Below are 24,855 nucleotides of genomic sequence, written 5' to 3'. Positions count from 1 at the left end.
ATGTCTATCGGCTCGAAAGACCTTAGCATTGAGTCCCTGGACGGCTTCGATACCGCTCGTTTGAACGAGGAATTGAAGAAGGCCAAGGCAGAACTGTTCAACCTGCGTTTCCAGTCGGCTACCGGCCAGCTGGATTCCCACGGGAACCTGAAGACCATCAAGCGCGATATTGCACGCATTTACACTGTGCTGCGCGAGCGCGAGCTGGGCATTCGTCAGGATGTCGTTGTTCCGGTTGAAGAAACCAAGAAGGATTCCAAGTAATGAGCGAGAAGGAGAACGGTGTGGATAACGCTACCGAGCGTAACGACCGCAAGACCCTCCGTGGTTACGTGGTATCTGACAAGATGCAGAAGACCATCGTCGTAGACGTTGAGGACCGTGTTAAGCACGCCCTTTACGGCAAGGTCATGCGTCGCAACAAGAACGTGAAGGCTCACGACGAGAACAACGACGCCGGCATCGGCGACTTGGTTGTCATCGCTGAGACCCGCCCGCTGTCTGCTGACAAGCGCTGGCGTCTCGTTGAGATCGTGGAGAAGGCTAAGTAAGCTTTCGCTTCGATTTCACGGATCTCGTGATTGAAGAATGCCCCGAACACTTCGCAAGAAGAGTTCGGGGCATTTCTGTCTTAAAAAGCAGTGAATAAAATGCCTCACTGGACTATGGAACAGATCAGGAAACTGCGTCCCGCTGGCCTTGTCAACTCTCCAGCTTTCAGCCACGTAGCCATCGTCCCGCCGGGTGCCACGACTTCTATGTTGGAGGGCCGAACGCCGTAGACGGCACAGGGCAGCTGATCGGATGCGGGGACGCCGCAACGCAGGCGACCAAGGCACTGGGAAGCGCCAAGCTCGCACTGGCGGCGGCCAGCGCGGGATTCCAGGATGTAGTGCAGTGGAACGTGCTGCTGGTGGAACGAACCGACGTCAACAGCGTCTATGGAGCCATCGGTGAACAGTTGGCAGCCACTGAACCACCCCTGGTGTCTGCAGCCTTCGTCGCGAAGCTCGGTGTGCCAGGTGCGCTGGTTGAAATCAGTGCCGTGGCGGCAGTACTGCCAGACTAGGCTCTGCCCTTTCGATAGGTAACAGGGGACTTGGGTTTCTACTGCGAAAACGCAGATGAGGTGGTGGCCAGGGCCGAGGCTGCCGGTTCCAGTATCCGAGAACCACTGGGCAACTTCGTCTCGGGTGACCGCTTCGCTTCGATTCTGGAGTCCTTTGGTGTGCGCTGGTCCATCATGTCCAGGGTGGAAGACCTGTCGCTGGAAGAGAGCGCCCAGCGCGTCGCGCAGTGGGCCTCGCAGCAGTCATGAAGAAAGCAAGGGCAGTCGCAATCGCATCGAGCCGTTATCGAACCTAGGCGGAAGTGTCCTTGCCGGAATTGTCGTCTGCTTCGAATAGGCTCGGATGATGATGACGATGACGCGTGCCCGAAAACCTTCCCTAGGATGGCCTATGGGTACGCTTCTTGTTGCTTCCCTAGCTATTGGCATTCTCCCGTATCTGGGTTTCCCCGGTGCAGGATTGATTCCCAAGCTTCAGGCATTCCAGCCATATCTGTTGCTCTTCCCGGCAGTGGTTCTGGTTATCGGGCTACTGCGCAAGCGATGGCTCATCAGCGGGTTCGTGCTGGTGTTCCTGCTCTGCGGTGCACTGCCCAACGTGCAATTGAGTTCTCCCGCTGGCCAGAGTGGAAACGGCAGCTCCGAGCTGGTTCTCCTATCGTTCAATGCCCTGAAGGCAGGAGCTAACCCGGCGCAGCTAGCTGAACTGATCAGGGACACGGATCCGCAGATTCTCGTCCTTGTTGAAACCAGCGAACCAATGCACCAGCAGCTCGCAGGGCTGGACGCGCTGGATGGATTTGGCTATCGGAGCCAAGAGGCACCCGCCGGGGGAGAACGGGATACCGTGATTTTCTCAAAGTACCCATTGCAGGAACGCTCCACCGATCTGGATTCAGCGGACACCGGCTGGTACTCCTTGCCGGTTGCCGATGTGCAGGCACCCGGTGGGATCGTACGGGTGGCCGGCATCCACGTCTATCCGCCGGTTGGCGATGCGCAACGATGGAGCCAGGGCTTGGAAGCAGTCATCGACTGGTCGAATCAGCAGCGGGATCATCCCGTTATCCTTGCTGGCGACTTCAACTCCGTTCGCTCCCATCCAGGATTCCGTGCCCTGGGGGACGGGTATGCGCAGGCTGATGGAATCTGGCCCCGCGCGACCTGGCCAGCCAGCCGGAGCTTCCCGCCATTGATCGGCATTGACCATATCGTGGCGAAGGGCCTGTCCATCACGGACTCCTCTTCTCACATCATCGACGGCTCGGATCACCTTGCGGTGAGCGCCACGGTCGAATTCCGTCGCTGAGCAATCATTCCTGCCGGTGACGGCCAGATGCTGGCGCAGTCCAAGGCTGACCGAAAAATAATTTCACTTTTGGCGATCCAGCCGCTTTTCATCCACGGCGGCGCATGGGCTACCCCGAATTGCACCCTGATGCCGTCGCAAGCGACCAGTTGCCCAGCTGGATGACAGCACCAAAACCCCGAAATTCAGCGAATCTGCGGTGTCCTTGGTGTGACGAACGACGCTCGCTTTTCTCTTACCACACCATTTCGGATTCGCGCCACTCTAGGCTAGACTTAAGAATCTGTGCGCATCATGCCCGGGGACTATCCACCTTCGACATAATGCAGTGCGGTCCAAATCCGTTTGGCCGCGCAAGTGCAGCCTCGATATTTTACGCCTCGGCCCTGCCGGCATTTGGGATCAGCATTCGGTGCGCCCGCGCCAGTGGGGGTAAGCGATACGTATCGTGGAGACCATATCCGTTCCGCAAGGCTCATTCATGAGAACCAGCGAGACGACAGGAGTAAGAAGTGATTCAGCAGGAGTCGCGACTTAAGGTTGCCGATAACACTGGTGCTAAGGAAATCCTTACCATTCGTGTTCTTGGTGGCTCGAAGCGTCGCTACGCAAGCATTGGCGACACCATTGTCGCTACCGTCAAGGATGCAATTCCTGGCGGCAACGTAAAGAAGGGCGACGTCGTAAAGGCAGTCGTCGTTCGCACCAAGAAGGAAATTCGTCGTGCAGACGGTTCCTACATCAAGTTCGACGAGAATGCTGCAGTTATCCTCAAGGGTGACGCTGCCGATCCTCGTGGTACTCGTATTTTCGGCCCAGTGGGCCGCGAGCTTCGTGACAAGAAGTTCATGAAGATCGTTTCGCTGGCTCCGGAGGTGCTGTAACCATGGGCGCAAAGATCAAGAAGGGTGACCTGGTTCAGGTCATCGCTGGCAAGGAACGTGGCTTGCAGGGCAAGGTCCTGAAGGTCATTACCGAGTCCAACCGAGTGCTGGTCGAAGGCGTTAACCGCGTCACCAAGCACACCAAGGCAGGTCAGACCGAATCCGGTTCGACCACCGGCGGCATCGAGGTTGTCGAGGCTCCAGTGCACGTTTCCAACGTTGCAGTGGTTGACCCAGAGACCAAGAAGCCAACCCGCGTCGGCTTCCGCGAGGAAACCGTAGAAAAGAACGGCGTGTCCAAGACTGTACGCGTTCGTTACGCCAAGGCTTCCGGAAAGGATCTGTAATGACTGAAGCAGCCACCAAGATCCAGCCACGTCTGAAGGCTAAGTACGCAGCTGACATCCGCCCTGCCCTGCAGGAGCAGTTCAACTACGCCAACCCAATGCAGGTACCATCCCTGACCAAGGTTGTCGTGAACATGGGTGTTGGCGAAGCAGCCAAGGACTCGAAGCTCATTGAAGGCGCCGTACGCGACCTGACTGCAATTACCGGTCAGAAGCCAGTGGTTACCAAGGCCCGCAAGTCGATCGCACAGTTCAAGCTGCGCGAAGGCATGCCAATCGGTACCCACACCACCCTGCGTAACGATCGCATGTGGGAATTCGTCGACCGCCTGATCACCCTGGCACTGCCTCGTATCCGCGACTTCCGCGGCTTGAGCGACCGCCAGTTCGATGGCAATGGCAACTACACTTTCGGTCTGACCGAACAGTCGATGTTCCATGAAATCGATGTGGACAAGGTTGACCGCGTACGTGGTATGGACATCACTGTCGTTACCACCGCCAAGACTGATGACGAAGGCCGTGCCTTGCTTAAGGCTCTGGGCTTCCCATTCAAGACCAACAACTAATCTCACTACGTTACAGGTCCGCTAAGGAAACCGTAACGAGGAAGGGCTGAAGCCCACATGTCTATGACAGATCCAGTCGCAGATATGCTGACTCGTCTGCGCAACGCCAACTCGGCTTACCACGACACTGTGTCGATGCCGTCGAGCAAGCTGAAAGTGCGCATTGCTAACATCCTCAAGGACCAGGGCTACATCGCCTCGTTCGAGGAAGTAGCAGCAGAAGTCGGCAAGACTCTGACTATCACTTTGAAGTACGGCCCATCGCGCGAGCGTTCGATCGCTGGCGTACGCCGTATCTCCAAGCCAGGTCTTCGCGTTTACGCAAAGTCCACCAACCTGCCTCACGTGCTCGGTGGTCTTGGTATCGCTATCCTGTCCACCTCCTCCGGTCTGCTTACTGACCGTCAGGCTGCAAAGAAGGGCGTGGGTGGGGAAGTCCTCGCCTACGTCTGGTAACGGGAAAGGGGAAACATACAATGTCACGTATTGGACGTCTTCCGATTTCCGTACCTGCCAACGTTGAGTTGAACGTCGACGGCCAGCTGGTCGCCGTCAAGGGTCCTAAGGGTGAACTTTCGATCACCGTTAAGGCTCCAATCACCGTTGCCAAGGACGAGAACACTGTTACCGTCAGCCGCCCGAACGACTCCCGCGAGGCTCGTTCGCTGCACGGTCTGACCCGTACCTTGATCAGCAACATGATCACTGGTGTAACCGATGGTTACGAGAAGAAGCTCGAAATCCACGGTACCGGTTACCGCGTACAGGCTAAGGGTGCCGAGCTGGAGCTTGCTCTGGGCTACTCGCACCCAGTGAAGGTTGCTGCCGTTGAAGGCATCACCTTCTCGGTCGAGGGCAACAACAAGATCACCGTTGCCGGTATCGACAAGCAGCACGTCGGTGAAGTTGCCGCTAACATCCGCAAGCTGCGCAAGACCGAGCCTTACAAGGGCAAGGGCATTCGCTACGCTGGCGAGATCATCCGCCGCAAGGTCGGAAAGGCTGGTAAGTAATCATGGCTATCGGAATCAAGGGCAAGAGCAAGTCCGCTCAGCGCGGTCGTCGTCATCAGCGTTTGCGCAAGCACATCGTTGGTACCTCCGTTCGTCCACGCCTGGTTGTCAACCGCTCGGCTCGTCACATCTTCGTACAGATCGTAGACGACTCGCAGGGTATCACCCTGGCCAGCGCATCGACCATGGAAGCAGATCTTCGCGCAAGCGATGCCGACAAGACCGCAAAGTCCAAGCGCATTGGTGAGCTCGTTGCAGAGCGCGCCAAGGCTGCTGGCATCGAAGCAGTTGTCTTCGACCGCGGTGGCAACAAGTACCACGGTCGCGTGGCTGCTGTTGCTGACGGCGCACGTGAAGGTGGGCTGGCACTGTGAGCGAAGCAACTAACAAGAAGGAAACTCAGGTGTCTGAAGCTACTGAAGCAGTCGAGACTGCATCGGCTCCCGCTACCGAGAACGCAGGATCCCGTCGCGGCGAAGGCCGCGGTCGTGGTGAAGGCCGTGGACGTGGCGAAGGCCGCGGTCGTGGTCGCGACCAGAAGGATAGCCGCAACGAAGACAAGGACAAGTTCCTTGAGCGCGTTGTAGCTATCAACCGCGTCTCCAAGGTCGTCAAGGGTGGTCGTCGCTTCAGCTTCACCGCACTTGTGGTCGTTGGCGACGGCAACGGTATGGTCGGCGTTGGCTACGGTAAGGCCAAGGAAGTTCCTGCTGCTATCGCAAAGGGCGTAGAAGAGGCCAAGAAGTCCTTCTTCCGCGTTCCACGCGTTGGCACCACCATTCCACACCTGGTCAAGGGTGAGGCCGCCGCTGGCGTTGTCTTGCTCCGTCCAGCAGCTCCTGGTACCGGTGTTATCGCCGGTGGCCCAGTGCGCGCCGTGTTGGAGTGCGCAGGCATCCACGACATCCTGTCGAAGTCGATGGGTTCGCAGAACCAGATCAACATCGTTCAGGGCACCATTGCTGCACTGAAGGCTCTGGAAGAGCCTGAAGCTGTTGCAGCTCGCCGCGGTCTTCCGCTGGACGAGGTTGCACCAGCAGCAATGCTGCGTCACATCCAGGCCCAGAAGGCAGGTGCTTAATCAATGGCTAAGAACATTGTTCCAAGCGATGCCAAGCTGGCAATCACCCAGGTCAAGTCCATCATTGGTGGAAACCAGAGCCAGCGCGACGTTGTTCGCTCGCTGGGTCTGAAGCGCATCGGTCACACCGTTGTTCGCACCGCCGATCCTGTGACTGTTGGCATGGTCAACAAGGTCCCACACCTGCTGAAGGTCGAGGAGGCGAAGTAGAGATGGCTGAAGAAAAAGCACTTAAGGTTCACCACCTGCGCCCAGCTGAGGGTGCCAAGACCGCTAAGACCCGTGTGGGTCGCGGTGAGGGCTCCAAGGGTAAGACCGCAGGTCGCGGTACCAAGGGTACCAAGGCTCGTTACCAGGTGAAGGCAGGCTTCGCAGGTGGTCAGCTTCCGCTGCACATGCGTCTGCCAAAGCTGCGCGGCTTCAAGAACCCATTCCGCGTCGAGTTCCAGGTTGTAAACCTGGACAAGATCTCGGAACTGTTCCCAGAAGGTGGCGAAGTCACCGTCGAGGCACTGGTTGCCAAGGGCGCCGTTCGCAAGAACCAGCCTGTCAAGGTGCTGGGCACCGGCGACATCACGGTTAAGGTTGACGTGAAGGTTAACGCCTTCTCGACTTCCGCTTCCGAGAAGATCGCTGCTGCTGGCGGCTCGGCAAACACCCTCTAATACAGGGTCAAGCCTTTGAATGGTCCCGGTTCGCGTTGAGCAATCAACGTGAACCGGGACTTTCTTTTTCTCTCGGCGAAACATTCTAAGATTTCTTATAATTGCTTGGCTGATTAGTCGGTTTAGGAACATTCCTGCAAACATTTGTGTGCATTTCGTGTGGCGCATTTGGCAGGATTGCCTAACAGACCGCTAGAATCGTTAGGTCTGGGAAGAATCTCTTCCTCAGGCTCAAGCACTTACTTCAGGAGGACGCTTGTTCAGCGCCATAGCCCGAGTTTTTCGGACGCCTGATCTGCGCAACAAGTTGCTGTTCACGCTTGGGATCATTGCGATCTATCGTGTCGGTGTATTCATTCCCGCTCCGGGCATTGATTACAGCAACGTTCAGCAGTGTCTGGCAATGGGTGAAACCACCGGTGGACTTTATTCATTCGTGAACCTGTTCAGCGGCGGCGCCCTGTTGCAGGTCTCGGTTTTCGCAATGGGAATCATGCCGTACATTACTGCGGCAATTATCGTCCAGTTGCTGCGTGTGGTGATCCCGCACTTCGAGGCCCTGCACAAGGAAGGCCAGGCCGGCCAGGCCAAGATGACGCAGTACACGCGTTACCTGACCATCGCCTTGGCACTGCTTCAGGGAACCACCTTGGTCACCCTGGCCCGTACCGGCAGCCTGTTCCCAAGCTGCACCCTTCCGCTGGTCCCGGATGACTCATTGATTGTCATCCTGCTGATGATCATCACCCTCACCGCAGGCACCGGCCTGATCATGTGGATGGGCGAGTTGATCACCGAGCGCGGCATCGGCAACGGCATGTCCATCCTGATCTTCATCTCCATCGCTTCGGGCTTCCCATCCTCGATGGGCGCCATCTTCCAGGCACAGGGCATCATGACCTTCATTGGCGTGCTGCTGGTGGGCTTGTTGATTGTAGCCCTGGTGGTCTTCGTCGAGCAGTCCCAGCGACGTGTTCCGGTGCAGTACGCCAAGCGCACCGTGGGACGCCGCACCGTGGGCGGCACCTCCACCTATATTCCTTTGAAGCTGAATATGGCGAACGTGATCCCAGTGATCTTCGCCAGCTCCATCCTGGCTTTGCCGCAGATGATCGTTCAGTTCAACCAGAACGATGACGGCACCTTGCCCCAGTGGGCGATGTGGCTGCAGGAGCATTCGGCAACTTCATCGCCGTGGTACATGCTGGTGTACACCCTGCTGATCATCGGCTTCACCTACTTCTATGTTGCGATTACCTTCAACCCTGAAGAGGTCGCCGACAACATGAAGAAGTACGGCGGATTCATTCCGGGCATTCGTGCTGGTCGTCCGACCGCCGATTACTTGCAGTACGTGATTTCCCGTATTACCTTCCCGGGCGCGTTGTACCTTGCGTTCGTTGCGTTGATCCCGCTGATTGCCTTCGTGCTGTTCAACGCTGACCAAAGCTTCCCATTTGGCGGTACATCGATCCTGATTATGGTTGGTGTGGGTTTGGAAACCGTCAAGCAAATCAATGCTCAAATGCAGCAACGGAACTATGAAGGGCTTCTGCGATGAGTCGACTGCTTATTATTGGACCACCCGGTGCCGGCAAAGGCACCCAGGCCGTAAAGATCTCCGAGCGCTTGGACATTGTTGCCATCTCGACCGGTGACATCTTCCGTGCCAACGTCAAGGGCGGCACCCCGCTGGGTCTCGAAGCCAGCAAGTACATTGACAACGGAGACTTTGTACCTGATTCGGTCACCAACAACATGGTTGAAGACCGCCTGAACCAGGACGACGTCGCCAAGGGCTTCCTGCTGGACGGCTACCCGCGCACCAGCGCGCAGGTGGACGCGCTGGATGCGATGCTGGCCAACAAGGGCATCGCCCTGGACGCAGTGCTGCAGCTGACCGCTGATGACGACGAGCTGGTAGCCCGTCTGCTGAAGCGTGCGCAGATCGAAGGCCGCGCCGATGACACCGAAGAGGTCATCCGCCACCGCCTGGGCCTGTACAACGACGAGACCCGCGTCGTTGTGGAGCGCTACGAGGAACGCGGCATCGTGCGCAAGGTCGACGGCCTGGGCGCTATCGACGAAGTCACCGAGCGTGTTCTTGCAGCGTTGAACGTCAACGCCTAGACACAAGCGTTACAACGCGCAGGGACCGTGCGGCAACAATGGATGTTGCAGCCCGGTCCCTGCGCACTTTTTGCATTGATGGACCTTGAGGTTGCCGGCACCGGCACACGGCAAGGACATCACACTTTGAGGCAGGGGAATCACATTGGCTTTAGGACAGCCGAAAATCGAGTACAAATCCAACTCCGAGATCCTGAAGATGCGCCAGGCCGGATTGGTGCTGGCTGAAGCGCTGGACGAAGCCGTTGCGATGGCTCGGCCCGGGGTGCGGACCGAAGAGATCAACCAGGCCTTTGGCAAGGTGCTCGAACGCCACAACGCGACCAGCAACTTCCTTGGCTACCATGGCTTCCCAGCGAACATCTGCGCTTCGGTCAATCACGAGGTAGTCCACGGCTTCCCGTCGGACTACGAGCTGAAGGACGGCGACGTGCTGAAGATCGATGGCGGCGCCATCATCGACGGCTGGCACTCCGACTCGGCACGCACCGTGCTGGTTGGCGAGAACATCGACCCAGCTGACCAGCGCCTGAGCGACATCACCGAGCAGGCCATGTGGGCCGGCATCGCCGCGGCGGCCAACGCACGCTTCATCGGCCAGATCGGCCAGGCCATCGATGACTTCGTCAGCAGCCAGCCAGGCGACGAGCTGGGCATCCTTGAAGACTACTGCGGCCATGGCATCGGCTCGCAGATGCACATGGCACCGGATGTGCTGAACTACAACTCCGGGCACCGCGGCCCACGCATCAAGCCGGGCATGTGCTTGGCCATCGAGCCAATGCTGGTTCGCGGTGGTATCGAAACTTCCGTGCTGGAAGACGACTGGACTGTTGTCACCAACGACAAGTCCAACGCCTCGCAGTGGGAGCACACCGTGGCATTCCATATGGGCGGCATCTGGGTATTGACCGCGCACGATGGGGGAGCGGCAGGGCTGGCCCCATTCGGCGTGACCCCATCGCCGATCCAGGGCTAGCACCAGCCGGCAAATCATCGGATCCAGTACGCCACATGGCTGTGGCGTGCTGGATCTAACATTTTAAATGTCAATGAACGATTGGCACTGTGTGGACTAATGCCGTATCGTTGTTTGTTGGTTCCTGATTTAATTGCGCCTAAAACCCTCGGGTTTTCGGTACAGGGATCAAGGACCAGAACCAATTACTTGTTGGTGGAAATTGCCAACAAAAAAAGTTAGCGGGGAAAATGGGCAAGAAGGAAGGCGTCATCCAGGTAGAGGGCACCGTCTCGGAAGCACTGCCGAACGCGATGTTCCGCGTGGAGCTGCCGAATGGACACGTAGTGCTCGCCACTATCTCGGGTAAGATGCGTCAGCACTACATTCGAATCCTCCCAGAGGACCGAGTGCAGGTTGAAATGAGCCCATACGACCTCAACCGAGGTCGCATCGTTTACCGCTACAAGTAAATCTGCAGAATCCAAGACTTTCCCAGCGTGCGAAGCACAATCTTGTGCTACGGCCGCTGAATGATGTTCTTGGGCAAAGCTTTTTACTGCTCCACATTTAACTGCAACCGCAAAAGGACAAAGCCTTGAAGGTTAACCCTAGCGTGAAGCCGATCTGCGACAAGTGCAAGGTGATCCGTCGTAACGGCGTGGTCATGGTGATCTGCGAGAACCCACGCCACAAGCAGCGTCAGGGCTAATTCCGTTTTTACGGGATTCCCACGCGTAGTCAATTAGGCAGTATCAGCTAGGACGAAAGTCCTGGTGTACCCCCGGATTCGGAGGCCGGGGCCGTGAGCAATCACGGAAGGTACTGCTCCAGACCTCCGTTCGTTGAAAGGTAGCCACTTGGCTCGTTTAGCAGGCGTGGACATTCCACGCGAGAAGCGCGTAATTATCGCGCTGACTTACATCTACGGCGTGGGCAAGACCCGTGCAGAAGAGACCATCGCAGCGACCGGCATCAGCCCGGACACTCGCGTCAAGGATCTCACCGATGACCAGCTCGTGCAGCTGCGCGACTTCGTCGAAGGCACCTACAAGGTTGAAGGTGACCTGCGCCGTGAGGTTCAGGCTGACATTCGCCGCAAGGTTGAGATCGGATCCTACGAAGGTATTCGTCACCGTAAGGGCCTGCCGGTCCGCGGTCAGCGCACCAAGACCAACGCACGTACCCGTAAGGGCCCGAAGCGTACCGTCGCAGGTAAGAAGAAGACTCGCTAAATCTTAGCGATCTAGTTCAAATACTTTTTTCGTAGGAGAAGAAATGCCCCCAAAGACTCGTGGAGCGGTACGTAAGCCGCGTCGCAAGGACAAAAAGAATATTGCGCAGGGACAGGCGCATATCAAGAGCACCTTCAACAACACCATCGTATCGATCACCGATCCGACTGGCGCTGTTATCTCGTGGGCTTCGGCCGGCGAGGTAGGCATGAAGGGTTCGCGCAAGTCGACCCCATACGCTGCCCAGATGGCTGCTGAGTCCGCTGCAAAGCGCGCTCAGGAGCACGGCATGCGCAAGGTTGACGTTTTCGTCAAGGGCCCAGGCTCGGGACGCGAAACCGCGATCCGTTCGCTGCAGGCTGCTGGCCTTGAGGTTGGATCCATCCAGGATGTTTCCCCAAGCGCTCACAACGGTTGCCGCCCATCGAAGCGTCGCCGCGTCTAATTGATTCGCTAGGCTTAGCCTAAGAAGTCACCGAAGCATTCCCTCGTGGGTGCTCCGGTGACTATCTTGGACTTATTAGCCTGCAAAAAGACGAACGGCCACCTCAGGCTACCGTCGTTTCCACCCCCGTGAGGCGTCATATAGCGGACGCTCGCTGAAAGGAAATGTAAGTGCTCATTACGCAGCGCCCAACCCTGACCGAAGAAGTAGTTGCCGAAAACCGCTCCCGGTTCGTTATCGAACCACTGGAGCCAGGCTTTGGCTACACCCTTGGTAACTCGCTCCGCCGTACCCTGCTCTCTTCGATTCCTGGTGCTTCTGTCACCAGTGTTCGAATTGACGGTGTACTGCACGAGTTCACCACCGTAGCCGGTGTCAAGGAAGATGTCACCGAACTGGTCTTGAACATCAAGAACCTGTCGGTATCTTCCGAGCACGACGAGCCAGTCGTTGCCTACCTGCGCAAGCAGGGCCCGGGCATCGTTACTGCAGCGGACATCACCCCTCCAGCAGGTGTGGAGTTCCACAACCCTGATCTGCATATCGCCACCCTCAACGCCAATGGCAAGTTCGACATGGAACTGACCATTGAGCGCGGCCGTGGCTATGTGTCTGCCGCTCAGAACAAGAACATTGATGGCGAGATCGGTCGAATCCCAGTTGATTCGATCTACTCCCCAGTGTTGAAGGTGACCTTCCGCGTGGAAGCAACCCGTGTCGAGCAGCGCACCGACTTCGATCGTTTGATCGTTGACGTGGAGACCAAGGAATCGATCACCCCGCGCGATGCAGTTGCATCCGCAGGTACCACCCTGGTTGAGCTGTTCGGTTTGTTCCGCGAACTGAACACTCAGGCTGAAGGTATCGAAATCGGTCCATCGCCAACCGATGCAGCTATGGCTGCTGACATGGCGCTGCCGATCGAGGATCTGGAACTCACCGTTCGTTCGTACAACTGCTTGAAGCGTGAGGGCATCCACTCTGTGGGTGAACTCGTAACCCGCTCCGAGGCCGACTTGATGGACATCCGCAACTTCGGTGCGAAGTCCATTGACGAAGTCAAGGCCAAGCTGGTTGAACTGGGTCTGGCCCTGAAGGATTCCCCTCCAGGCTTCGATCTGGCCGCTCGTAGCGCCATCGACGATGGCGACGAATACGACGAAGGTCTGTAAGACCCGCGTCTAGCGACACACTACTTCATCCGACTGAACGAAATATTCGTCCAGTACGGGTTATTCATCTAGGAGAACCACAATGCCTACCCCTACCAAGGGTCCGCGTCTCGGCGGCAGTGCAGCACATGAGCGATTGATTTTCGCTAACATGTCGGCACAGCTCTTCGAGAACAAGAAGATCACCACCACCCTGACCCGTGCCAAGCGTCTGCGTCCACACGCAGAGCGCCTGATCACCTTCGCTAAGCGCGGAGACCTGGCTTCGCGTCGCCGCGTCCAGGCCGTCATCGCTTCGCGTTCGCGCACCAACAAGTCGATCGTTCACGAACTGTTCGAGAACATCGCACCAGCAATGGCAAACCGCGAGGGTGGCTACACCCGCATCACCAAGATCGGTAACCGCAAGGGCGACAACGCTCCTATGGCTGTTATCGAGCTCGTGATGGAGCCAGTTTCGCCAAAGCAGGCTGTCGTCAAGGAAGCCACCAAGGCTGCCGAGAAGGCTGCTGAGACCGAAGAGGCCTAAGCCCCTTCGAGCTAATGCTCTCTCGCCTGCGAAGGCGAAAAAGATTCCCGTTGGATCCGCAAGGAACCAACGGGAATCTTTTTTATGCCTGTTTGCTTGAAGACGCGGGTGATCTTGCCCGTCAGGTGGAGGGCAGCAGCATCCGCATCTTGGAATTGCCTAGCTGAATGAATCCATGTCCGGGCAAGCCGTATTCAGGTATTCGGTAGCCTCGGAAGCTTCAGCCGTATCCAGTTCGGCGATCTTCTGCGAAATTTCCATCATGTTGCTGCTGTTGCCCTCAGCCATCAGGCCAGCCATTTTCTTGGTCTGCTCCGATGCCGCATTCAAGGAGGCGGCAAGCTTGTTGTCCTTCGTGTTCTCAGCGGCTTCGCCCAGGATGGAATCGAACTCGTTCATGATCTCGGCATAAGCCGATGTATCGCCAGCCAGGAGCTCTGCGCTGGAGTCCTCCGCCTTCTTCTGCAGTCCGCGTTCAGCTACCTGGTCGTTGATGTAAACGCAGGTTTCCTCGGTGGACAGTTTGCCTGCACTGCAACCAGTGAGCATGACAGATGCAAGGGTGAGCGCAGCGGCAGATGCCGCGAACTTTTTCGACATTGAGATCCTTAGACGATGATGATCCGATGGCCCAGCACGTGAGGCACCGATAAGTACCTGTTTATTCTATAATCAGGAGTTATTGCAGGCAGTGTATGACATGAGGGGATCGGCAAGCAGCGGGTTCCTAAGAAGCGGACGGATCAGGTTCAGAAGCGGAAGCTGGGCACGTTTCACGCACATAGTCGGTGTATTGATCTTGCAGTCCGCCCTCGGCTGCCTCAACGTCTGACGCGAGCGTTGGATCGTCAAAGGAGCGGTTGGCAATGAGGTCAATGAAGTCTTGGTAGTTTTCGATTTCGGACCGCAATGCAGTGCGCAAGTGCCTATTGCCAGTTTGCTCGGAGACTTCCCGGTAGATGCCGATGGCTGTTTCCATAGCCTCAATCGCAGGTTGTGAATTCTGCGCAAGAATTCCCATATATGCCAGGGCCCACTTTTCCTCGATGGAATGCTCTACGGCCAGTTCATTAATGAGGGCGCATGATTGCTTCGTGCTCAGCTGTCCCGAACTGCAACCGCTTAAGCAGAGCGGGACAGCAGCGGATATCGCGATAAAGCTAACTGCATTCCTGAACATGGCGAGTCCTTAGAGCGGTGCTGGTGAACCAGCCGCCTGCGCGGCAGGTCCGTGGAATGCACATAGGCTACTCCAGGCAGCAGCTCTCGTTTTGGCGCCTGTGGATAACGGCGTGAAGGCGGGCACTTGATTCGACGGTTGCGCGTCTGCTTACGCATAATTGAATACATGAGTACTCAGCCAGAAAGCATCGATCCAATGGGCACCACCGCATTGGGGGCCACTGCAGCACCAGCATGGATCCGCATGCGCATGGTGCTCGGATACGACGGTGCCGCCTATAGCGGTTGGGCTCGCCAGCCCAATGTCTTGGGCGTGCAACAGCTGGTTGAAGAGGCCCTGGAAATGATGATCCGGCGCCGCGCGCGCGTGGTTGTTGCCGGACGCACCGATGCAGGTGTGCATGCCCGCCACCAGGTGGTGCACTTCGATTTGACCGAGGAAGAATACGCGGGACTGCCACGCAAGGCGCCCTTGGCTCCCGGTCCTGCGCTCGTACGCCGCATCAACGGCATCCTTGGCCGTCAAGATGGTGCCGTTTGGGTGCATGAAGCCGAACGCGCACCAGAAGGCTTCGACGCCCGCTTCTCCGCGCTGGCCCGCCGCTACTCCTACCGGATTGCCGATGGGCAGCAGCGCTGGGATCCACTGACCCGGCACCTGACCACGTGGCACCGTGAAGAGCTGGATGTCGAGGCGATGAATCGCGAGGCGCAAAGCGTGCTGGGCCGCCACGACTTCTTGACCTACTGCAAGCCCCGTCCGCATGCCACGACCATTCGTACCCTGCAGGAGTTCACCTTCACCCGCGGAGCTGACGGCTTGGTGCTGGCCCATTTGAAGGCCGATGCCTTCTGCCACAACATGGTCCGTGCGCTAATCGGTGCCGCGATGATGGTGGGGGATGGGCGTGAGCAACCGGGGTTCCTGGCCCAGCGGCTGGAACTGATGGTCCGCGACTCCAAGACCAAGCTTTCGCACCCGCGGGCCCTGGTCCTCGAAGAGGTCTACTACCCAGAGGCCGAAGAACTGGCAGAACGAGCACTCCTGACCCGCGCACGGCGAACCGAAGCCGAGGTTGACGAAGCCTGCATGGAAAGCTGACTAGCCGATAATCCCCGGGATCTTAAGGGTGTTGTTGCTCACGACGTACATGCTTTTTTGGCCGGAAACACTTTAATCCGCTAAACTTTTATGAGTTGTGTATGTCCACGTTCGACACTACACGCCCAAGCGTGACGGCTTAGTTGCATAGTCGCTGGTCTGCTGGGTGTGCGAACAATATATGGACGGCCGGTTATCATCAGTCCTCACCTGGCGTACTGGTCTAAACACAAGAACAACACGACAGTGCCTGTCACTGGGGGATCTCACCGCCTTCAGCCAAGCGACTGTTTGACCAGAAACGAATCAACGTAAGGCAATTACTGTGCGTACGTACACCCCAAAGCCGGCTGACCAGACTCGTCAGTGGTTTGTCATTGACGCCACCGACGTAGTACTCGGCCGTCTCGCCGTCCAGGCCGCAACCCTGCTGCGCGGCAAGCACAAGCCAACCTATGCTGCACACATGGACATGGGCGACCATGTCATCATCATCAATGCAGACAAGGTTGCACTGACCGGTAAGAAGCTGCTGAACAAGCGCGCTTACCGCCACTCCGGTTTCCCAGGTGGCCTGAAGAGCATCAACTACGCAGACCTGCTGGAAAAGAACCCAGTACTGGCTGTCGAGAAGGCCATCAAGGGCATGCTGCCTAAGAACAAGCTTTCCGATGCCCAGCTGTCGAAGCTGAAGGTCTACCGCGGCGCCGAGCACCCACACGCTGCTCAGTCGCCAAAGGCACTGGAAATCACCCAGGTCGCTCAGTAGTCCTGGCCCCGAGAAGAAATACTTAATAGGAGATTATCGTGGCTCAGAACGCTGAAGAAACCACTGAATTCGAAGGCGAGACCCCTTCGACTTACACCACCGAGACCTCTGCTTCGGCTGTAGTTGCCGAAACCGAGCGCGCTCCGCTGACCGTTCCAGGTGCAGCAGTTGGCCGTCGCAAGCAGGCTATCGCCCGCGTTCGCCTGGTACCAGGCACCGGCAAGTGGACCGTTAACGGTCGCACCCTGGAGAACTTCTTCCCTAACAAGCTGCACCAGCAGGACGTCAACGAGCCTTTCAAGATCCTTGGTCTTGAGGGTGCTTACGACGTTATCGCTCGTATCAACGGTGGCGGCATTTCCGGCCAGGCCGGTGCACTGCGTTTGGGTATCGCTCGCTCGCTGAACGAGATCGATCGCGATGCAAACCGCGCAACCCTGAAGAAGGCTGGCTACTTGACTCGTGACGCACGCGTCATCGAGCGCAAGAAGGCTGGTCTGAAGAAGGCACGTAAGGCTTCGCAGTTCTCGAAGCGCTAAACCTTGCTTCAAGGTCTTTCCAAAGGCCCTGGCATCCTGCAAAGGACGCCGGGGCCTTTGGCCTTTTAACGCCGAAGACTGCAAGATCCCATTAATCTTTTCTCATCTCACTGCCAATGCGGGACTTTAAGCCGTATAAATCAATGCAGAGGGCATATGATTGAAGGCGATGGCAAGGTTATTTGGGACCGATGGGGTCCGAGGAAAAGCAAACGAACTGTTAACTCCCGAGCTCGCGCTGGAACTGGCGCAGGCGGCATCGGTGGTGCTGGGCTTGAGCCAGCCAGAGGACGGCTACAAGCCGGTCGCTGTGGTTGCCAAGGACCCGCGCATTAGTGGTGACTTCCTGTCTGCCGCAATTGAGGCCGGCCTGGCCGCCTCCGGCGTAGACGTCATGGATGCCGGCACGCTGCCGACTCCTGCGGCGGCATTCCTGGTAGGGGACCTGAACGCCGATTTCGGTGTCATGATCTCCGCCTCGCACAACGCGGCTCCGGATAACGGTATTAAGTTCTTGGCCCGTGGCGGCAAGAAGCTGGACGATGCGCTGGAAGATGCCATCGAAGCCTGCTTGAAGATGCCAAAGCCACGTCCAACCGGCGGTGAGGTAGGTCGAGTCTCGCGTTTCGCCGACGCTGAGGACCGCTACATCATGCACCTGCTGCAGGCACTGCCAAACCGGCTGGATGGCATGAAGGTAGTTCTGGACTGCGCCCACGGCGCTGCTTCGGGCTGCTCCCCAGAGGTGTTCAAGGCTGCCGGCGCAGAGATCGTCGTGATTGGCGCAGATCCAGACGGCATCAACATCAATGACGGCTATGGCTCCACCCACCTGGAGAAGCTGCAGGCCGCTGTGCTGGAGCACGGCGCGGACCTGGGCATCGCGCACGACGGCGACGCTGACCGCTGTCTTGCAGTAGACCATGAAGGCACCGTCGTCGACGGTGACCAGATCATGGCCGTGATGGCACTGGATATGAAGGACCGCGGCGAACTCAAAGACAACACCCTGGTTGCCACCGTGATGAGCAACCTCGGCCTGACCCTGGCCATGGAAGCAGCAGGCATCACTGTTAAGCAGACCGGCGTGGGTGACCGCTACGTGCTCGAAGGCATGCGCGAAGGCGATTACTCCTTGGGTGGCGAGCAATCCGGCCACGTGATCTTCTCCAAGCACGCCACCACCGGCGACGGCGTGCTGACCGGCCTGATGATTGCGGCCCGCGTGAAGGCTACGGGCAAGACCCTGAAAGAACTTGCTGCCGTGCTGACCGTCCTGCCACAGGTGCTGATCAACGTACGCGGCGTAGACAAGGCCAGCGTTCCAGAATGCGAACCGCTGCAGCGGGCAATTGCCGCTGCTGAGGCACGCTTGGGCACCACCGGCCGTGTGCTGCTGCGTCCATCGGGGACCGAGCCAGTAGTTCGCGTCATGGTCGAGGCAGCTACCCACGAGCAGGCCCTGGCCGAAGCCGAAGCCCTGGCAGGATCGGTCAAGGAGCATCTGGCCCTCTAGGCCCAGTAGCTTCCCAGCAACCAACACGTAAATATCAAGAAAACTCACACCCCCGCAGCGCGTTCCACGCCGGAACACGCTGCGGGGGTGTGGCATGCTAACTAATAGAAACTGATATCGGTTCGCGTTCTCGGAGAGAAGGACTTTCGTGACTTTACGCATCAGCGTGATCGGCACCGGCTACCTCGGTGCAACCCATGCCGCCTGCATGGCTGAACTGGGCTATGAAGTCATTGGACTGGATGTAGACAAAGCCAAGCTGGAAGCACTGGCCGCTGGCGTTCTGCCCTTCCACGAGCCAGGCCTGCCAGAACTGCTGCGCAAGCATGTGGCCTCCGGACGCCTGCGCTTCACCGACAGCTACGCAGAAGTCGCTGCCGGCGCGGATATCCACTTCATCACCGTGGGCACCCCGCAGCGCGCCGACTCGCAATCAGCAGACATGTCCTACGTAGACGGTGCCGTGGATTCGCTGCTGGAGCACATCACCGGCGAAGCTCTGATTGTCGGCAAGTCCACCGTGCCGGTAGGCACCGCACGCCGGCTGAGCGAGAAAATTGCCCAGGACGCCAAGAACGGAAGCAGCATCGCGCTGGCATGGAATCCGGAGTTCCTTCGCGAAGGCTTCGCCGTCCAGGACACCCTGCGCCCCGATCGCCTGGTCTACGGCCTGGAGCATGAACGCGGGCTGGAACTGCTGCGCAGAGTCTATGCACCGATCCTTTCCCTGGATACTCCGGAGATCGCCACGGACCTGGAGACTGCAGAACTGGTCAAGGTTGCAGCCAACGCCTTCCTGGCTACCAAGATTTCGTTCATCAACGCCTTTGCCGAGGTGACTGAAACCGTAGGCGGCGACATCAAGGTCCTTGCCGACGCCATTGGCCACGATAAGCGCATTGGACGCCGCTTCCTGAACGCTGGAGTGGGCTTCGGCGGCGGTTGCCTGCCCAAGGACATTCGAGCCCTCCAAGCACGCGTCAGCGAACTTGGCCTGAGCCAGACCATGGGCTTCTTGGCTGAAGTCGACCAGATCAATTTGCGCCGCCGTGACCGCGTGGTCTCGCTGGCCTCGCACATGCTGGGCAATGAGCTGGCAGGCAAGCATGTTTGCGTACTCGGCGTGACCTTCAAGCCGAACAGCGATGATGTGCGGGACTCGCCAGCACTGGATATCGCCGTCCGCCTGTACAACGAGGGCGCTGAAGTCTCGGTCTACGACCCAGAAGGCAACGCCAACGCTGCCGGCCGCTTCCCGCGCTTGAACTACGTTGATTCCTTCAAGGAAGCGGCGAAGGATGCGGACCTGACCTTGGTGCTGACCGAATGGAATGAATTCCGCGAACTGAATCCGTCGGATCTGGCGGACGTAGTGGCTAACAAGCAGCTGATTGACGGGCGCAACGTCCTGGACCGCCCTGAATGGCGGAATCAGGGCTGGACTGTTACCGGCCCGGGTGAGTACTTCGAGCTGGGCAACATGGCTCCGGCAACTACCTCGATTCCGGTACAGGCATCCTGAAGCTAGCTGCGGTACGCGACCGCAACTGCAAGAGAGAGCGAGCCTCATGGCATACACTGTGGTCACCGGCGGTGGTCGTGGGTTAGGAGCCGCGATTGCGGTGCGTCTAGCCACCGACCGCAACTTGATCATCGGCTACAGGCAGGATGAGGAATCGGCGCAGGCAGTGGCAGATAAAGTCCGTGAGCTCGGCGCTATTTGCCATGTCCTGCAGATCGACTGCGCCAATGAAGAATCAGTGGCAAGGTTCTTCGCCCGAGTGAAGGACATTGGTGAACTTGAAGGACTGGTAAACAACGCGGGATCAGCGACGGCCATCGGAAATCTGGCAGACAACGAGTTGACCGATATTGCCGCGGATCTGAACGTGAACCTTCTGGGCCCAATTGCCTGCATTAAATATGCGCTGCCCCTGCTCCAGTCACATGGCGGTGGTGCAATCGTGAACATTTCCTCGGTGGCGGCTGAATCCGGAAGCCCCTTCACGTACGTGCATTACGCTGCAGCCAAGGCCGGAGTAGAAGCCTTGACAGTGGGACTGTCCAAGGAACTGGCTAAGGACGGCATCCGAGTGAATGCGGTTAGCCCGGGAACGCTTTGGACTGAATTCCATAAGGATCCACAGCGCCCTGCGCAAATCGCCGAGACGATCCCGATGGGACGCGCAGGCAAGCCGACAGAAGTAGCCGGTGCGGTGGCTTGGCTATTGTCTAGCGAAGCCGCCTACACCACCGGCAGCGTTATCAAAGTTTCTGGCGGCCTCTAGAGGGACCCAGAGCCTAGAAGCCGAACTGCTTCATGACCTTGGGCAGGTTCTCGATCAGGCGCGAAGCATTGACAGTTCCCTCCGAAGCGGTCACCCGGCCCAGGTGGCCATGAATGTAAGCGGCACACGCGGTCAGTTCCATCATGCGGCGGTTAGGCACGGTTCGCAGGCCTTCGGTGCCCGTGAGCGAGCTGTCGGAGAGCATGTAGCCCAAGATGCCGGTCAGGACATCGCCGCTGCCTGCAGTGGCCAATTCTGGTGCCGAGTGGCTCACCATCAGGCTGTCGCCATTGGGGGCCACAATGTAGCTGGTTGGTCCCTTGAGCAGGACCACTGCGTTGTATGCCAGGGCGGCCCAACGGGTCCAGCGAATCGGGTCCTGGGAAATCTCATCGGGAGTGATCTTCACTCCAGCGCGGCTGAGCAGCATGCGCAGTTCCTTGGCATGGGGCGTCAGAACGCGAGGCTGCTCGCTTGGGCCGGCAGGAACGACTTCCAGTCCGGACGCGTCAATGACGGCCGGCTGCGGGCTGGCAAAGACATCAGCGATGGCGCCAGTCGGGGGAGTGCGTCCATCCAAGCCCGGGCCAATGGCCCAAGCTTTGATCTTGGCGCCCTTGCCGTGAATCTGGCGGCGGGAGGAAGAGAGCGCTTCCTTGATCTGCTCATCATCCAGTGGCACGGACTCCGGCACGGTGACGGCCATGAGCGGCTGAATGGATTCTGGCACATGGGTGCGAAGCAATCCGACGCCGCAGGCTACAGCGGCCTTGGCGGTCAGCTGAGCAGCTCCGGGATAAAGGTCTGAACCGGCAATGAGGCCCAGTACTCCACGCTGGTACTTGTGCCGCCCGGCATCCCGCCAAGAGCGGTGCTGGACCAGCAGCTCGCGAGTGGCCACCTCGTCCACAAGCTGCGTTCCAGCTTGGACGGAAGAAAAGTCGAATTCGAGATCTGCCACGGTAATGTCACCGGTAACCAGCGGTCCGTCTACAGACAGAAGACCGGATTTCATGGCACCGAAAGTTACCGTGCGTTCTGCGCGAAGAACAGAGTCTTGCGCAACGCCCGTTTCAGGATCCAGGCCTGATGGAATGTCGCAGGCCAACACCCGTGCGCCAGCAGGAAGCTTCGGCAAATCAGAGCCGGCACGGTATCCGAGGCCGTAGATGGCGTCAATAATGAGCGAGGCACTAGCTAATTCGAATTGACCGTCAGAGAGGTCCAGCACGGTACCGCCGGCAGCTTGATATGCTGCAGCACCTTCGGCATGGATCTGTTCGTGGCACTGCAGGGCCAGAGTGGAAATCTTCTGCAGTTGGAGCTCTGCCAGTGCATACAAGCCATCGCCACCGTTGTTGCCCGGGCCGATAAGCGCCACCACGAAAGCCGGATCGGCGCTGGAATTTTCGGTCAGCATGGCGACTGCCGTTGAAGCCAAATGGGCGGCCGCCTGCTTCATTAAGCTGGTCTCGCTCCGCTTGGAGTTCTCCTGGGCTTCAACCGCACGAATTTGCGCAACACTGTAGACAGGAATCATAAGACAAACAATACTCAAGGCACCTGTGCGATGCCCTATTTAATGAGATACGTGTCGTTATTCTTTCGTCGTGGCGTTGGTGCCTAGCGCTCGGCAACCACCATGGCGATAGCCATATCTCCATCGTGGGACATGGTCAGATGCCATGATTTGATGCCACGCAGCTCGCTGGCAGCGGCCACTGAACCGGTGTTGTGAACCTGGGGATCACCGGCTTCATCTTTGCGGATAGTGCAGTCCTGCCAGTTCATGCCCGCAGGAGCTCCCAGTGCCTTGGCGATGGCTTCCTTGGCCGCGAAGCGGGCCGCCAGGGATCGCAGGGGCAGGCCCCGCTCTTCTTCGGTGAAGAGCCGTTCACGCAAACGTGGAGTCTTCTCGAGCTGGCGGCCAAAACGCGGCACATCAACGATGTCCACTCCAATTCCTGCAATCATGCCTATCAGTTTATCCAGTGCTTGCAGGGCATAGAAATTGCGGGCATTCCCGGAATGGGAATGCCCGCAATTCTGGTGCTTGGTGGATTACTCCACGGTCACCGACTTGGCCAAGTTGCGTGGCTGGTCGACATCGAAGCCCTTGGCGGATGCCAGTTCGCAAGCGAAGATCTGCAGTGGCACAGTGGCCAGCAGAGGCATCAGCAGGGTTGGGGTTTCTGGCACGTAGAAGACCCACTCGGAGAAGTCCTTGACCGCAGCATCGCCATCTTCGGCAATAACCAGGGTCTTAGCGCCACGGGCGCGCACTTCCTGGATATTGGAGACAACCTTGGAGTGCAGCGAGTCGCGACCACGAGGGGAAGGAACTACGACGAACACTGGCTGGCCATCGTCGATCAGGGCGATAGGGCCGTGCTTCAGCTCGCCAGCGGCGAAGCCTTCAGCATGGATGTAGGCGATTTCCTTGAGCTTCAAGGCGCCTTCCATTGCTACCGGGTAGCCTACGTGGCGGCCCAGGAACAGCACGGAGTTGGCATCTGACATGTTGCGTGCCAGATCCTTGATCTCTTCCGCGCGGTCCAGGACGTCCTGGATCTTGGAAGGGATCTTGCCCAGGTCGGCAAGGATGTCCTTGATCTGGCCCTGGAACAGGTTGCCGCGCAGCTGCGCCAGGTACAGGCCCAGCAGGTAGGTTGCGGTGATCTGTGCCAGGAATGCCTTGGTGGAAGCCACAGCAATTTCCGGACCAGCGTGGGTGTACAGCACCGCATCCGACTCGCGTGGGATGGTCGATCCGTTGGTGTTGCAGATCGACATGGTCTTGGCGCCCTGCTCCTTGGCGTAACGCACAGCCATCAAGGTGTCCATGGTTTCGCCGGACTGGGAGATCGAAACGATCAGGGTCTTTTCGTCCACGATTGGCTCGCGGTAGCGGAACTCGTGGGAGAGCTCAACCTCTACCGGGATACGGCACCAGGACTCGATAGCGTACTTGGCCACGGAGCCGGCATATGCCGAGGTGCCGCAAGCAAGAACAACAATCTTGGAGATTTCGGCCAGTTCCTCTGGAGCGATACGCAGTTCGTCCAGGGTCAGTCGGCCATCAGCGTCCGAGCGGCCCAGCAGGGTGTCGGCAACAGCTGCAGGCTGGTCGAAGATTTCCTTCTCCATGAAGGATGGGAAACCACCCTTTTCAGCGCTGGCTGCATCCCAGTCAACGGTGAATTCCTTGCCTTCGGCCGGGTTGCCGTCGAAGTCGGTGATGGAATGGTTATCCGGGGTGATGGTTACGATCTGGTCCTGGCCCAGTTCTACGGCACGACGGGTGAAGTCGATGAAGCCGGAGACATCCGAACCCAGGAAGTTTTCGCCATCGCCCAGACCGAGAACCAGAGGGGAGTTGCGGCGAGCCGCAACGACAACACCTGGGTGGTCCTGGTGAACTGCCAAGAGGGTGAAAGCACCTTCGAGCTGCTGAACAGCAAGCTGCATGGCGCGGGTCAAATCGCCTTCGGCCTCGGAGCTGTAGAGCTTGCCCAGCAGAGCTGCGGCAACCTCGGTATCGGTATCCGAGAGGAATTCAACGCCCTCGGCTGCCAAGCCGGCCTTGATGCCGGCGAAGTTTTCAATAATTCCGTTGTGGATCATGGCAAGCTTGCCACCATCGGCCAGGTGTGGGTGAGCGTTCTGATCGCTCGGACCACCGTGGGTTGCCCAACGGGTATGCCCAATGCCGGTCATCGACTTAGGCAATGGGGACTCGGCAATTTCATTTTCCAGATTGACCAGCTTGCCGGCCTTCTTACGAGAATGAATGGCGCCATCGGCAACAACAGCGACACCAGCCGAGTCGTAGCCGCGGTATTCCAACCGACGCAAACCTTCAATTAGAACGTCGAGGGCGCCATGATCGGCGACCTGGCTCGAGGTTCCTGCATATCCAACAATTCCGCACATGGGAAAAATCCTACCGGTTCAATGCCCATCGATGGGAATAATCGTGTCGGAGCACTCAAAATTACCTATGTCTTAGATCACCAGTCGGCCGTTTTTTGACTAATCCAATTGCCTTGCCGA

32 protein-coding genes and 2 pseudogenes are annotated in these 24,855 nt (G+C 58.2%); 29 read left to right on the top strand and 5 right to left on the bottom strand.

Features of this window, described 5'->3' with window-relative positions; translation table 11 throughout:
- From rpmC to rplQ, 23 genes and pseudogenes are all read left to right on the top strand, one after another.
- Complete coding sequence (gene rpmC, locus AAZQ98_RS13595) at positions 1-264, top strand: 50S ribosomal protein L29 (RefSeq protein WP_105657661.1); 264 nt, start codon at positions 1-3, stop codon at positions 262-264.
- Positions 264-551 (top strand): 30S ribosomal protein S17, encoded by a 288-nt coding sequence (gene rpsQ / locus AAZQ98_RS13590; protein WP_105657660.1) that lies wholly within the window; start codon positions 264-266, stop codon positions 549-551. Before rpmC ends, rpsQ begins: the two co-directional genes overlap by 1 nt.
- Before the next feature lie 107 nt (positions 552-658).
- The gene (locus tag AAZQ98_RS13585; RefSeq protein WP_434693195.1) at positions 659-1,069 is read left to right on the top strand and encodes a RidA family protein; all 411 of its coding nucleotides are present in this window, start codon (positions 659-661) and stop codon (positions 1,067-1,069) included.
- A 30-nt stretch (positions 1,070-1,099) separates the two neighbouring features.
- A pseudogene (locus tag AAZQ98_RS13580) lies at positions 1,100-1,318 on the top strand (VOC family protein); the annotation flags it as partial.
- Between the two features lie 142 nt (positions 1,319-1,460).
- Positions 1,461-2,378 (top strand): endonuclease/exonuclease/phosphatase family protein, encoded by a 918-nt coding sequence (locus AAZQ98_RS13575; protein WP_434692968.1) that lies wholly within the window; start codon positions 1,461-1,463, stop codon positions 2,376-2,378.
- Between the two features lie 512 nt (positions 2,379-2,890).
- On the top strand, positions 2,891-3,262 hold the full coding sequence (gene rplN, locus AAZQ98_RS13570) for a 50S ribosomal protein L14 (RefSeq protein WP_013349674.1): 372 nt from the start codon (positions 2,891-2,893) through the stop codon (positions 3,260-3,262).
- 2 nt (positions 3,263-3,264) lie between these two features.
- Positions 3,265-3,609: a 50S ribosomal protein L24 gene (gene rplX, locus AAZQ98_RS13565; RefSeq protein ID WP_013349673.1), complete on the top strand. Its 345-nt coding sequence runs from the start codon at positions 3,265-3,267 to the stop codon at positions 3,607-3,609.
- Positions 3,609-4,178, top strand: coding sequence for a 50S ribosomal protein L5 (rplE, locus tag AAZQ98_RS13560; protein ID WP_038992189.1), 570 nt, complete (start codon positions 3,609-3,611; stop codon positions 4,176-4,178). Before rplX ends, rplE begins: the two co-directional genes overlap by 1 nt.
- Before the next feature lie 57 nt (positions 4,179-4,235).
- Positions 4,236-4,634: a 30S ribosomal protein S8 gene (gene rpsH / locus AAZQ98_RS13555; protein ID WP_285673471.1), complete on the top strand. Its 399-nt coding sequence runs from the start codon at positions 4,236-4,238 to the stop codon at positions 4,632-4,634.
- A 20-nt stretch (positions 4,635-4,654) separates the two neighbouring features.
- A complete protein-coding gene (gene rplF / locus AAZQ98_RS13550) occupies positions 4,655-5,191 on the top strand; it encodes a 50S ribosomal protein L6 (protein ID WP_105657655.1) in 537 nt (178 codons plus the stop codon).
- Between the two features lie 2 nt (positions 5,192-5,193).
- Entirely contained in the window at positions 5,194-5,565 is a 372-nt protein-coding gene (gene rplR, locus AAZQ98_RS13545; RefSeq protein ID WP_105657654.1) for a 50S ribosomal protein L18, read from the top strand.
- Between the two features lie 29 nt (positions 5,566-5,594).
- Positions 5,595-6,272 carry a 30S ribosomal protein S5 gene (rpsE, locus tag AAZQ98_RS13540; RefSeq protein ID WP_181148849.1) on the top strand — a complete coding sequence of 226 codons (678 nt, stop codon included), beginning with the start codon at positions 5,595-5,597 and terminating at the stop codon, positions 6,270-6,272.
- Positions 6,273-6,275: 3 nt separating this feature from the next.
- Positions 6,276-6,482, top strand: coding sequence for a 50S ribosomal protein L30 (rpmD, locus tag AAZQ98_RS13535; protein WP_073705901.1), 207 nt, complete (start codon positions 6,276-6,278; stop codon positions 6,480-6,482).
- Between the two features lie 2 nt (positions 6,483-6,484).
- Positions 6,485-6,937: a 50S ribosomal protein L15 gene (rplO, locus tag AAZQ98_RS13530; protein ID WP_105657652.1), complete on the top strand. Its 453-nt coding sequence runs from the start codon at positions 6,485-6,487 to the stop codon at positions 6,935-6,937.
- 256 nt (positions 6,938-7,193) lie between these two features.
- Complete coding sequence (gene secY / locus AAZQ98_RS13525) at positions 7,194-8,498, top strand: preprotein translocase subunit SecY (protein ID WP_434692962.1); 1,305 nt, start codon at positions 7,194-7,196, stop codon at positions 8,496-8,498.
- A complete protein-coding gene (locus tag AAZQ98_RS13520; RefSeq protein ID WP_105657650.1) occupies positions 8,495-9,067 on the top strand; it encodes an adenylate kinase in 573 nt (190 codons plus the stop codon). The genes secY and AAZQ98_RS13520 overlap by 4 nt, the downstream gene beginning before the upstream one ends.
- 145 nt (positions 9,068-9,212) lie before the next feature.
- Entirely contained in the window at positions 9,213-10,046 is an 834-nt protein-coding gene (gene map, locus AAZQ98_RS13515) for a type I methionyl aminopeptidase (RefSeq protein ID WP_434692959.1), read from the top strand.
- A 230-nt stretch (positions 10,047-10,276) separates the two neighbouring features.
- On the top strand, positions 10,277-10,498 hold the full coding sequence (gene infA / locus AAZQ98_RS13510) for a translation initiation factor IF-1 (RefSeq protein ID WP_013349662.1): 222 nt from the start codon (positions 10,277-10,279) through the stop codon (positions 10,496-10,498).
- Between the two features lie 125 nt (positions 10,499-10,623).
- Positions 10,624-10,737, top strand: coding sequence for a 50S ribosomal protein L36 (rpmJ, locus tag AAZQ98_RS13505; RefSeq protein WP_013349661.1), 114 nt, complete (start codon positions 10,624-10,626; stop codon positions 10,735-10,737).
- A gap of 148 nt (positions 10,738-10,885) precedes the next feature.
- Entirely contained in the window at positions 10,886-11,260 is a 375-nt protein-coding gene (gene rpsM / locus AAZQ98_RS13500; protein WP_105657648.1) for a 30S ribosomal protein S13, read from the top strand.
- 43 nt (positions 11,261-11,303) lie between these two features.
- Positions 11,304-11,705, top strand: coding sequence for a 30S ribosomal protein S11 (gene rpsK / locus AAZQ98_RS13495; protein WP_038992179.1), 402 nt, complete (start codon positions 11,304-11,306; stop codon positions 11,703-11,705).
- Between the two features lie 170 nt (positions 11,706-11,875).
- On the top strand, positions 11,876-12,877 hold the full coding sequence (locus tag AAZQ98_RS13490) for a DNA-directed RNA polymerase subunit alpha (RefSeq protein WP_105657647.1): 1,002 nt from the start codon (positions 11,876-11,878) through the stop codon (positions 12,875-12,877).
- An 82-nt stretch (positions 12,878-12,959) separates the two neighbouring features.
- Positions 12,960-13,400 (top strand): annotated as a pseudogene (gene rplQ, locus AAZQ98_RS13485) (50S ribosomal protein L17); the annotation flags it as partial.
- 165 nt (positions 13,401-13,565) lie between these two features.
- Here the strand turns inward: rplQ and AAZQ98_RS13480 are convergent.
- The gene (locus AAZQ98_RS13480) at positions 13,566-14,006 is read right to left on the bottom strand and encodes a hypothetical protein (protein WP_434692953.1); all 441 of its coding nucleotides are present in this window, start codon (positions 14,004-14,006) and stop codon (positions 13,566-13,568) included.
- A 127-nt stretch (positions 14,007-14,133) separates the two neighbouring features.
- Complete coding sequence (locus AAZQ98_RS13475) at positions 14,134-14,586, bottom strand: hypothetical protein (protein WP_332727198.1); 453 nt, start codon at positions 14,584-14,586, stop codon at positions 14,134-14,136.
- Between the two features lie 168 nt (positions 14,587-14,754).
- Here AAZQ98_RS13475 and truA point away from each other — a divergent pair, with 168 nt between their 5' ends.
- From truA to AAZQ98_RS13445, 6 genes are all read left to right on the top strand, one after another.
- On the top strand, positions 14,755-15,690 hold the full coding sequence (gene truA / locus AAZQ98_RS13470) for a tRNA pseudouridine(38-40) synthase TruA (RefSeq protein ID WP_434692951.1): 936 nt from the start codon (positions 14,755-14,757) through the stop codon (positions 15,688-15,690).
- A gap of 325 nt (positions 15,691-16,015) precedes the next feature.
- The gene (gene rplM / locus AAZQ98_RS13465; RefSeq protein WP_105657642.1) at positions 16,016-16,459 is read left to right on the top strand and encodes a 50S ribosomal protein L13; all 444 of its coding nucleotides are present in this window, start codon (positions 16,016-16,018) and stop codon (positions 16,457-16,459) included.
- A gap of 38 nt (positions 16,460-16,497) precedes the next feature.
- Complete coding sequence (gene rpsI, locus AAZQ98_RS13460) at positions 16,498-16,998, top strand: 30S ribosomal protein S9 (RefSeq protein ID WP_060702200.1); 501 nt, start codon at positions 16,498-16,500, stop codon at positions 16,996-16,998.
- Between the two features lie 169 nt (positions 16,999-17,167).
- Positions 17,168-18,514, top strand: a complete 1,347-nt coding sequence (gene glmM / locus AAZQ98_RS13455; RefSeq protein ID WP_434692949.1) for a phosphoglucosamine mutase — start codon at positions 17,168-17,170, stop codon at positions 18,512-18,514.
- A gap of 148 nt (positions 18,515-18,662) precedes the next feature.
- Positions 18,663-20,036 carry a UDP-glucose dehydrogenase family protein gene (locus AAZQ98_RS13450; RefSeq protein ID WP_434692948.1) on the top strand — a complete coding sequence of 458 codons (1,374 nt, stop codon included), beginning with the start codon at positions 18,663-18,665 and terminating at the stop codon, positions 20,034-20,036.
- A gap of 46 nt (positions 20,037-20,082) precedes the next feature.
- Complete coding sequence (locus tag AAZQ98_RS13445; RefSeq protein ID WP_434692945.1) at positions 20,083-20,802, top strand: SDR family NAD(P)-dependent oxidoreductase; 720 nt, start codon at positions 20,083-20,085, stop codon at positions 20,800-20,802.
- Positions 20,803-20,815: 13 nt separating this feature from the next.
- Here AAZQ98_RS13445 and AAZQ98_RS13440 read toward each other — a convergent pair whose 3' ends face one another.
- From AAZQ98_RS13440 to glmS, 3 genes are all read right to left on the bottom strand, one after another.
- Positions 20,816-22,342, bottom strand: a complete 1,527-nt coding sequence (locus AAZQ98_RS13440; RefSeq protein ID WP_434692942.1) for an NAD(P)H-hydrate dehydratase — start codon at positions 22,340-22,342, stop codon at positions 20,816-20,818.
- 83 nt (positions 22,343-22,425) lie between these two features.
- The gene (locus AAZQ98_RS13435) at positions 22,426-22,776 is read right to left on the bottom strand and encodes a holo-ACP synthase (protein ID WP_105657637.1); all 351 of its coding nucleotides are present in this window, start codon (positions 22,774-22,776) and stop codon (positions 22,426-22,428) included.
- 87 nt (positions 22,777-22,863) lie between these two features.
- On the bottom strand, positions 22,864-24,735 hold the full coding sequence (glmS, locus tag AAZQ98_RS13430) for a glutamine--fructose-6-phosphate transaminase (isomerizing) (protein ID WP_332487181.1): 1,872 nt from the start codon (positions 24,733-24,735) through the stop codon (positions 22,864-22,866).
- Positions 24,736-24,855 lie beyond the last annotated feature (120 nt).

Origin of the sequence: Glutamicibacter sp. Je.9.36 (assembly GCF_051129975.1) — a bacterium.
Classification (GTDB): domain Bacteria; phylum Actinomycetota; class Actinomycetes; order Actinomycetales; family Micrococcaceae; genus Glutamicibacter.
The sequence above is the reverse complement of the archived record's forward strand: the minus strand, read 5'-3'. Positions and strand labels throughout refer to the sequence as shown.